The 8173-nt window shown below is 68.4% G+C and carries 8 protein-coding genes and 2 tRNA genes; 8 read left to right on the forward strand and 2 right to left on the reverse strand.

The genetic code is table 11. The features are described 5' to 3' along the window. The first annotated feature begins 11 nt into the window (after nucleotides 1–11). The gene (locus tag ACFWQC_RS06865; RefSeq protein WP_378674908.1) at nucleotides 12–554 is read left to right on the forward strand and encodes a M48 family metallopeptidase; all 543 of its coding nucleotides are present in this window, start codon (nucleotides 12–14) and stop codon (nucleotides 552–554) included. Here ACFWQC_RS06865 and ACFWQC_RS06870 read toward each other — a convergent pair. Beyond that, nucleotides 551–1090, reverse strand: coding sequence for an NUDIX hydrolase (locus tag ACFWQC_RS06870; RefSeq protein WP_378674911.1), 540 nt, complete (start codon nucleotides 1088–1090; stop codon nucleotides 551–553). The genes ACFWQC_RS06865 and ACFWQC_RS06870 overlap by 4 nt on opposite strands. Continuing rightward, on the reverse strand, nucleotides 1087–2454 hold the full coding sequence (locus ACFWQC_RS06875) for a zinc-dependent metalloprotease (RefSeq protein WP_378674914.1): 1368 nt from the start codon (nucleotides 2452–2454) through the stop codon (nucleotides 1087–1089). Before ACFWQC_RS06875 ends, ACFWQC_RS06870 begins: the two co-directional genes overlap by 4 nt. A gap of 56 nt (nucleotides 2455–2510) precedes the next feature. Here ACFWQC_RS06875 and ACFWQC_RS06880 point away from each other — a divergent pair, with 56 nt between their 5' ends. The 7 genes from ACFWQC_RS06880 to ACFWQC_RS06910 all read left to right on the forward strand — a co-directional run bounded on the left by ACFWQC_RS06880 (nucleotide 2511) and on the right by ACFWQC_RS06910 (nucleotide 8161). After that, nucleotides 2511–2948, forward strand: coding sequence for a molybdenum cofactor biosynthesis protein MoaE (locus tag ACFWQC_RS06880; RefSeq protein WP_378674917.1), 438 nt, complete (start codon nucleotides 2511–2513; stop codon nucleotides 2946–2948). Nucleotides 2949–2983: 35 nt separating this feature from the next. Continuing rightward, entirely contained in the window at nucleotides 2984–3220 is a 237-nt protein-coding gene (locus tag ACFWQC_RS06885) for a hypothetical protein (RefSeq protein ID WP_378674920.1), read from the forward strand. A 45-nt stretch (nucleotides 3221–3265) separates the two neighbouring features. Then, complete coding sequence (locus tag ACFWQC_RS06890) at nucleotides 3266–4312, forward strand: PDZ domain-containing protein (RefSeq protein WP_378674923.1); 1047 nt, start codon at nucleotides 3266–3268, stop codon at nucleotides 4310–4312. Continuing rightward, nucleotides 4309–4911: a PPA1309 family protein gene (locus tag ACFWQC_RS06895; RefSeq protein WP_378674925.1), complete on the forward strand. Its 603-nt coding sequence runs from the start codon at nucleotides 4309–4311 to the stop codon at nucleotides 4909–4911. The genes ACFWQC_RS06890 and ACFWQC_RS06895 overlap by 4 nt, the downstream gene beginning before the upstream one ends. Next, nucleotides 4908–7808 carry a UPF0182 family protein gene (locus ACFWQC_RS06900; protein ID WP_378674928.1) on the forward strand — a complete coding sequence of 967 codons (2901 nt, stop codon included), beginning with the start codon at nucleotides 4908–4910 and terminating at the stop codon, nucleotides 7806–7808. Before ACFWQC_RS06895 ends, ACFWQC_RS06900 begins: the two co-directional genes overlap by 4 nt. 54 nt (nucleotides 7809–7862) lie before the next feature. Continuing rightward, nucleotides 7863–7936: transfer RNA gene (locus tag ACFWQC_RS06905), tRNA-Met, on the forward strand. A 151-nt stretch (nucleotides 7937–8087) separates the two neighbouring features. Further along, a tRNA-Met gene (locus tag ACFWQC_RS06910) sits at nucleotides 8088–8161 on the forward strand. The last annotated feature ends 12 nt before the right edge of the window (nucleotides 8162–8173 follow it).

Consider the following 8173-nt stretch of genomic DNA (forward strand, 5'->3'; position numbering starts at 1 on the left):
TTTCTTGACCTATGGACGGCCCGGAGATCGAGGTGCGACGCAGCAAGCGGCGTCGGCGTACGGTCTCCGCCTACCGTGACGGCGACCGCATCATCGTGATGATCCCGGCCGCGATGTCTCAGCGCGAGGAAGCCGAGTGGGTCCAGCAGATGGTCGCCCGCCTGGAGAAGGCCGAACGGCGTCGCAAGCCCAGCGACGACGATCTGATGCGGCGATCGGCCGCACTGAGCGACCAATACTTCGGCGGCCTGGCCAAGCCCGACTCTGTGCGCTGGGTCGACAACCAGAACAGCCGCTGGGGGTCGTGCACCCCCGGCGACCGCTCGATCCGCCTCAGCGACCGGCTCCGGGGCATGCCGAACTGGGTCGTCGACTATGTGCTCGTCCATGAGCTCGCCCACCTCTTCGAGGCCAAGCACAACGAGGCCTTCTGGGCATGGGTCGACCGCTATCCCCAGGCCGAGCGTGCCAAGGGCTACCTGGCCGGCTGGTCCGCCGCAGCCAAGCTCCCCGCCCCTCCGGGCGAGGACGATGACGTCGAAGAGATCGACTAGAGGCGAGCCTGGGCGAGCTTGATGAGCTCGAGCAGGTTGTCCTCGGGCTCGGGGATCCCGTCGACCGGCCACCAACGTACGTCCAGAGACTCATCGCTCACCGCCGGAACCGCACCGGCGGGAGCGACGGCCATGAAACGTACGTCGAGGTGGTGGACGTCACCGGACGGAGCGCAGAAGGGGACCGGGTGCTCGGAGAGCTGCACCATCCCGGGCAGCGGCACCAGGTCCGGCACGCCGGACTCCTCGCGCAGCTCGCGCGCGGCGGCCGCCCACAGGGTCGGGTCGTCCTGCTCGAGATGACCACCGAACTGGAACCAGCGTCGCGCCTTGCGGTGGTGCGTCAGCAGCACCGAGGAACCGTCGTCGGAGAGCACCACGCACGAGGCCGTCAAGTGGTCGGGGACGGACGACTTGAAGACCCCGGTGGGCTCGGCCTCGAGATGGGAGACATAGCGCTGCCGCAGGATCTCCTGCGGAGCCGACGGCGCCTCCCACGCCCGCAGGGTCGCGAGCGCGTCAGCGTGCAGACTCACTCCTTGCCCGAGCCGTCCGCGCCGTCGGTGTCGTCGGTGTCGTCTCCGCCGAGCAGCTTCTTGAGCTCGGCGTCGAAGTCGATCGAGTCGACATCGGGCGCCTCGGCGCCCTCACGGAAGCCGAGCGGGTCGTCGAGGTCGGCCGAGGTGGGCAGCAGCGCCGGGGACATCCAGACGCCGTCGCGCGCCTCGATGCCCTGACGGGTGCGCAGCGAGCCCCACAGGGCAGCCGCGTCCCGCAGTCGCCGCGGCCGGAGGTCGAGACCGACCAGGGTCGCGAAGGTCTGCTCGGCCGGACCGCCGGCAGCCCGGCGGCGGCGTACGGCCTCCTGCAGCTGCGCCGCGACCGGCATCCTCTCGGCGGTGGCCAGGGCGACGACCTCGTCGACCCAGCCCTCCACGAGCGCCAGCACGATCTCGAGCCGCTCCAGCGCCGCCTTCTGCGCGGGCGAGTCGGGCACCTCGAACATGCCTTCCTCGAACATGTTCTGAAGCTGCGAGGGGTCCTGCATGGCGGAGAGGTCCAGGCCGCGCATCTGCTCCTCGATGCGCTGCTGCATGGCCTCCATGTTGAGCTCGACACCGCGCGCGTAGTCGGTCACGGCCGAGACCACGTGGTCACGCAGCCACGGCACGCCGGCGAAGAGTCGCTGGTGGGCGGCCTCGCGCAGGGCCAGGAAGAGCAGCACGTCGTCGGTGCTGACGCCCAGGCCCTCGGCGAAGGGCTCGACGTTGACCGGCAGCAGCGCGGCCTGGCCGGGCTCGGTCAACGGGATGCCGATGTCGGAGACGGAGATGACCTCGCCGGCGAGGTGACCGAGGCCGGTGCCGGCCTGGTTCGCGTACAACGCGCCCATCGCCTTGCCGACGAACCCGATCATCGGGCCCATCTGGGCCTTCATGTCCTCGGGGAGCTGGCCGCTCATGGCGGCGGCGGTCGAGGCCGCGACCGGCTCGATCAGTGGCTTCCACGCGTCCAGCGTGTTGACCAGCCATTCGGCCTTCGACCAGGCGGTGGCGGACTTCACGCCGGAGGGGAACGACGTGGTCTCCTCCAGCCAGTGGTCGGCCAGCTGGATCGCGTCGGCGACCGCGTCCTTCTGCTTCTGCGAAGGCGTCGGGTCGGGCGAGGCCGCGGCGACCTTGCGGGCGAGGTCCATCGCGACGTCCCAGTTCAGCGGGCCGTCATAGGGCTGTAGCAGCGACTGGATCTGACCGAAGATCTGGCTCAGGTCAGGCATGCCGCCGGGGCCTCCGCCGACGCCGCCGATGGGAAAACCACCGAAGAACGCTTCAAAGGGCGTGCCCTTGAAGGGGTTCTCCGGCTCCTCCGGCTCGTCGGGGCCACCTGGGGTCTGACTCATGTGTCCAGCCTACGCGGTTACGGAAGCCCGCTGTCAGCAAGCACTACGCTGTTCCCATGGCTGAACCGAAGAATGGCGCCGTCAAGCTTCTCGACATCCGGGAGACCCCTCTCGATGTCAGCGAGGTGCTGGCCGCACTCGACGACGACGCTTCCGGCGGGGTGACGCTCTTCGTCGGCCGCGTACGTGACCACGACGGGGGCAAGGGCGTGACCGGCCTCGACTACCAGGCCCATCCGAGTGCCTTCGCCCGCCTCGCGGAAGTCGCCGAGAAGGTGGCCGCCGACCACGGCGTCGCGGGTGTCGCCGCCGTCCATCGCACCGGTCACCTCGACATCGGCGACATCGCCGTCATCGTGGCCACCGCCTCCGGCCACCGTGGCGAGGCCTTCGCCGCCTCCCGCGACCTCATCGACACCCTCAAGGCCGAGGTGCCGATCTGGAAGCACCAGGTCTTCACCGACGGCACCGACGAGTGGGTCGGCGCGCCCTGATGCGCGCCGTTGTGTCCACCAAATAGGCTGCGTACGTGGACATCCTGCTCTGGCTCGTACCGTCTGCGGTCATCACCGTGCTGGCGATGGCCTGGGTCGCGTTCCTCGGACGCGAGGGGCGCGAGCAGGACCGCGAAGAGGTCGTACGCCGCCTCGGGATCGCGCTGGAGAACACGAAGACCCGCGAGCGCTCGAGAAAGTACGCAGCGCCTCAGCCGCCGCTCGACAGGTCGACCGGAGTCGCGGTCCGTGTCAACCGCGATGCCTCTTAGGCGGGCCCTGAGGGTGCAGTTGGTCCCGAATGAGAAGGTGACGCTATGACACAGCGCACCCTGGCCGGCCTTGTCGCCCTGCCGCTCGTGGTTGCCCTGATCGTGATCGCCTGGGTCGTTCCGCTGCCTTTCACGATCTACAGCCCCGGGCCGACGGTGAACGTCCTGGGCGAGTTCGACGGCAAGGACATCGTCCAGGTCGAGGGCCACAAGAGCTACCGCGACAAGGGGCAGCTGCGGATGACCACGGTCTCCGAGACCACCCGCGAGGCGAGACTCGGGCTCTGGACCCTGCTCGGCGCCTGGATGAGCGACACCGAGGCGGTCTACCCGCGTGAGGTCGCCTACCCCGACCAGGGCACCGTCGAGGACGACCGTGAGGCCGGGCAGGTGCAGATGGCCAGCGCCCAGGACGCGGCGATCGCCGCGGCGTTCACCAAGCTCGGTGAGGACGTCGACGAGGTCTCGGTCGCCGAGGTGACCAAGGACGCGCCGGCCGCAGGCAAGCTGAAGGCCGACGACGTGGTCACCAAGGTCGGCGACAAGGCGGTCGACACCCCCGAGGAGGTCGTCGCCGAGGTGCAGAAGGTCGAGCCCGGTGACACGGTCGAGCTGACCATCGAGCGCAACGGCAAGCCGCTCACCGAGACCATCAAGACCGGCGAGAAGGACGGCAAGGCCTTCATCGGCGTCTCGCTGGGAGCGACCTACGAGTTCCCCTACGACGTCAAGATCACCCTCGACCCGGCCATCGGCGGACCGAGCGCCGGGCTGATGATGGCGCTCTCGGTCTACGACACCCTCACCGAGGGGCCGCTGACCGGCGAGAAGAAGATCGCCGGCACCGGCACCATCGACGGTGACGGCAACGTCGGCCCGATCGGCGGGATCCAGCAGAAGATCCCGGGCGCGGCCTCGGACGGAGCCGAGCTCTTCCTGGTGCCCGCCGGCAACTGCCAAGACGTCGAGGGGGCTGAGAACGGTGACATGCGCCTGACCCGTGTGGAGACTCTCGACGACGCCGTCAAGGCGATCGAAACCTGGACCGAGGACCCGAATGCCAAGCTGCCGACCTGTGGGAGCACGAAGTGAACGACACCCCTGAGCCCACGCCTGAGCCCACACCCGAGCTCAGCCGCGGTCTCGACCTGGAGACCGACCCCGCCCTGGCCGCGGCGGTCCTCGAGATCGAGGCCCACGTCGCCGGCGAGGGCTGGGACGGGCCGGCGAGGCTCTTCGCGCTCGTCGACACCGCCGCGCTGGTCGAGGCCGAGCCGGCGCTCGCCGCGATGATGGGCCTGGACGCTCCCGATCAGGACGGGTCGATGACCCCGATCGAGCAGGACCAGGTGCCGGTGACGACCCAGCTGGAGGAGGTCCTCCAGACGACCGCCTGGCCCGCAGGGGTCACCGGCTGCGCGGCGGTCGTCGAGCGCCTGGTGCTGCCGCCCGACGCCGACGGCAAGATCCCCGATGACGCCGAGGCGGCCGCGGAGTTCGCCAAGGCGCACCCCGACCGGCAAGAGGTACGCATCGTGGCCGGCGCGACACGTGCTGGTGCTACGTACTGTGCTCTGCGGTTGAAGGCGCACGACGACGACCAGTCGGTCATCGGCGGCGTCGACCTGGTGCCCGAGCTGCTCGAGCTGTTGCGTGTCACTCTTGAAGAGACCCCCGAGGACGAAGCATGAGCCTGTTTGACGACGACGACCCGGCGCAGGCGCCGGCGCGCACCCAGAGCACCGGCCGCAACCGATGGCTGGCGATCTCGGCCGTCTCGGTCATCGTGCTCTTCTTCGGCATCAGCGCCTTCGCGGCGATCTACACCGACGCGCTGTGGTACGACGCGATCGACTTCAGCAGCGTCTTCGGCACCGTGTTCTGGACGCGTGCGGCACTCTTCGTCATCTTCTTCGTGCTGATGGCGATCATGATCGGGCTGCCCGCGGCGCTCGCCTACCGCACCCGTCCCTACTTCCACCCGGCCGACGACATCGGTGGCCTGGACCGCTACCGCGACGCGATCGCCCCGATCCGCACCTGGCTCCTGGTCGGCGTCGCTGGTGTATCGGGGATCTTCGCCGGCTTCTCCGGCGCCGGCCAGTGGCGTACGTATCTGATGTGGCGCCACGGGCGCGACTTCGACAAGACCGACGAGTTCTTCGGCAAGGACATCGGCTTCTACGTCTTCGACCTGCCGTGGTGGCACTACCTGGTCAACTTCGCGCTGACCGGGCTGATCCTCGGCACCATCGGCGCGATGATCGTGCACTACGTCTACGGCGGGATCCGGCTCACCGCGCAGCGCGATCGGTTCACGCGCTCCGCGCAGATCCAGCTCAGCGCCATGCTCGGGCTGATCCTGCTGGTCAAGGGGCTCGACTACTGGGTCGACCGCTACGACCTGGTCAACGGCTCCGGGCCCCGCCTGGACGGGATGACCTACACCGACGAGCACGCGGTGCTCCCGGCCAACCAGATCCTGCTCGGGATCGCGGTGATCTGCGGCGTGCTGTTCATCCTCAACATGTGGCGGCGCAGCTGGCAGCTGCCCTCGATCGCGATCTCGCTGTTCGCGATCTCGGTGCTGCTGATCGGGATGATCTGGCCCGCGGTCGTGCAGGGCTTCCAGGTCCGGCCGAGCGAGCAGGACAAGGAGAAGCCCTACCTGGCGGCCAACATCAAGGCCACCCAGGACGCCTACGGCATCGCCAAGGACGACCTCGAGGTGACCGAGTACACCTCGCAGGCCGAGGCCGACGGCGCCTCGCCCGAGCAGCTCGACGAGACCGCCTCCTCGCTGCCGATCGTCGACCCCGCGGTGGTCCACCGCGAGTTCGAGCAGGTCCAGCAGGGTCGCTCCTACTACTCCGTGCACGAGCCGCTGGACATCTCCACCTACGAGGTCGGCGGCAAGGAGCGGGCGGTCGTGCTCGGCGTACGCGAGCTCAACCAGGCCGGCATCTCCGACTCCGACCGCACGTGGACCAACCTGCACACGGTCTACACCCACTCCAACGGAGTGATCGCCTCCTACGCCAACATGCGCGGCGCCGACGACAAGACCGAGTCGAACCAGATGCAGTGGGCCGAGGGCGACCGCACCGGCCAGCACGACCTGACCTCGGGCCAGGGCAAGTTCCAGGACAAGGTCTACTTCGGCGAGGACTCGCCGGAGTACTCGATCGTCGGAAAGGCCGGCAAGGGCAACCCGGTCGAGCTCGACTACAACTCCGAGGACGGCGAGACCAGGACGACGTACGAGGGTGCCGGTGGTGTCCCGATCGGCTCCAACTTCCGGCAGCTGATGTACGCCATCCAGTTCGGCTCCACGAACTTCCTGCTCTCCTCGCGCGTGAACGAGAACTCCGAGATCCTCTACGACCGCTCCCCGAAGGAGCGGGTGCAGAAGGTGGCGCCGTGGCTGACCCTCGACGACGACGTCTACCCGGTCGTCGTCGGCGGGCGGATCCAGTGGGTGGTCGACGGATACACGACCACCGACCGCTACCCGCAGGCCGCGCGTGACTCGTTCGCCTCGATGACCGACGACGCCACCCAGACCTCGACCGGGGTGCAGACGCTGCCGACCGACGAGATCAACTACATGCGCAACGCGGTGAAGGCGACCGTGGATGCGTACGACGGCACGGTCACCCTCTACGAGTGGGACGAGGCGGACCCGATCCTGCAGACGTGGGAGGCGGCCTTCCCCGGCACCGTGATGCCGAAGTCGTCGGTCCCGAAGGAGCTGATGGAGCACCTTCGCTACCCCGAGGACCTCTACAAGGTGCAGCGCTACCAGCTGGCGCGCTACCACGTCTCCGACCCGGACGTCTTCTTCTCCGGTAACGAGCGCTGGGCCGTACCCGAGGACCCGAACGACGACAACCACCAGCAGACGCCCTACCGGATGTTCCTCTCCGACGGCTCGGAGGCCGCTCGGTGGTCGCTGACATCGGCCTTCGTGCCCTACAACCGTCCCAACCTGGCGGCGATGATGTCGGTGGACTCGGATGCCACCTCGGAGAACTACGGGAAGATCCGGATCACCACAGGCTTCCCCGACGACACCCAGGGTCCGGGAATGGTCTCCAACGAGTTCCGTACGGACAAGGCGATCGCCGACGAGGTCGCCTCGTTCAACCGCTCCGGCTCGGCACCGGTGTGGGGCCAGGTCATCACCTATCCGACGGCGAAGAACGGCATCCTGTACGTCGAGCCGATCTACGCCCGCCGGGCGACCGCCTCGACCTCGGGCTATGCCCAGCTGGCCTTCGTGCTGGTCTCCTACGACGGACGGGTCGGCTACGGTTCGACGCTGAGCGAGGCCCTCGAGGTCGCGCTGACCGGCGCCGCGCCGACGCCTCCGACGGCCTCCGATCCCGACGAGGAACCGGCCGAGACCAACCCACCTCCCTCCGGTGACTCACCGGGCGAGGTCGGCCAGCTCCTCGAGGACGCGCGCGCCCTGTTCGCCCAGGCCGACGAGGCCGGCAAGTCCGGCGACTACGCCGAGCGCGAGCGCCTCATCGCCGAGGCCCAGGACAAGGTCGACCAGGCCGCCGACCTCATCTCGGGCGGCTGAGGACACCTCCGATTAGGGGTTCGTTTCCCCTCGCGTGTAATGTTCTTCTTGCGACGCGGGGTGGAGCAGCTCGGTAGCTCGCTGGGCTCATAACCCAGAGGTCACAGGTTCAAATCCTGTCCCCGCTACTCCAAGACGAAGACCCGGACCGAGAGGTCCGGGTCTTCGTGGTTCTGGGCTCGATCTGCGTCCATCCGTAGCGCCGGCGTGGGGCTCGACGAGACCCAGGCGTCCCAGATTGGGGTTCGAGTCAGTTCGCGGGTAGTGTTGTTCTTGCGACGCGGGGTGGAGCAGCTCGGTAGCTCGCTGGGCTCATAACCCAGAGGTCACAGGTTCAAATCCTGTCCCCGCTACTCCAAGACGAA

Source organism: Nocardioides sp. NPDC058538 (genome assembly GCF_042719275.1).
In the GTDB taxonomy this organism is placed as follows: domain Bacteria; phylum Actinomycetota; class Actinomycetes; order Propionibacteriales; family Nocardioidaceae; genus Nocardioides.

Coding starts and splice junctions, on each gene's coding strand:
- ACFWQC_RS06865 (WP_378674908.1), top strand. CDS start 12: ATGGACGGCCCGGAGATCGAGGTGCGACGCAGCAAGCGGCGTCGGCGT.
- ACFWQC_RS06880 (WP_378674917.1), top strand. CDS start 2,511: ATGGCTGAACCGAAGAATGGCGCCGTCAAGCTTCTCGACATCCGGGAG.
- ACFWQC_RS06900 (WP_378674928.1), top strand. CDS start 4,908: ATGAGCCTGTTTGACGACGACGACCCGGCGCAGGCGCCGGCGCGCACC.
- ACFWQC_RS06875 (WP_378674914.1), bottom strand. CDS start 2,454: ATGAGTCAGACCCCAGGTGGCCCCGACGAGCCGGAGGAGCCGGAGAAC.
- ACFWQC_RS06890 (WP_378674923.1), top strand. CDS start 3,266: ATGACACAGCGCACCCTGGCCGGCCTTGTCGCCCTGCCGCTCGTGGTT.